Raw genomic sequence first — 616 nt, forward strand, 5'->3', positions numbered from 1 at the left:
ACACATTGCGCATTTGAGCGTAGCGTGAGGTCGGCACAAGTACTGCGTTTTCATCGCCTTCGATTACCAAGGTTTCCAATACTAACTCACCACCAGAAACCAACTGATCTTTTAGTTGAATCAAATGGTCAAGTGGAGAACGACGGTGGTAGAGAACACCCATGCTGAACACGGTATCAAACGCTTCCAGTTTAGGCAGTTGCTCAATACCCAGCGGCAGTAGGTGCGCACGTTGGTCACCGCCCATGAGTTTGCGAATCGCTTCAAACTGAATCAGGAACAGGTGAGACGGGTCGATACCCACGCAAAGACGAGCACCTTCGCCTAACATGCGCCACATGTGGTAACCATTGCCACAACCCACATCGAGCACGCTGCGATTTTTCAGTGGAGAAATGTGTGGAAGTACGCGATCCCATTTCCAGTCGCTACGCCACTCGGTATCGATATGAATGCCGTGCACCGTGTATGGACCTTTGCGCCAAGGGTGGAAAGTACGCAGTAAATTTTCTAGCTTTTTCAGTTCGCCTTCATGGAAAGGCGTATCGTTGCTGATGGTTACAGAGTTCTTGATATCAACTTGATCTGGTGAGCCTTCTGGAATTTTGTTCAGTGC

At 49.2% G+C, this 616-nt stretch carries 1 protein-coding gene; it reads right to left on the minus strand.

Annotated elements, in window-relative coordinates:
* Nucleotides 1-616, minus strand: a 616-nt coding sequence (gene cmoB / locus R7Q48_RS28695) for a tRNA 5-methoxyuridine(34)/uridine 5-oxyacetic acid(34) synthase CmoB (protein WP_318133737.1), incomplete at both ends; no start/stop codon positions are given.

Source organism: Vibrio sp. 378, assembly GCF_033339435.1.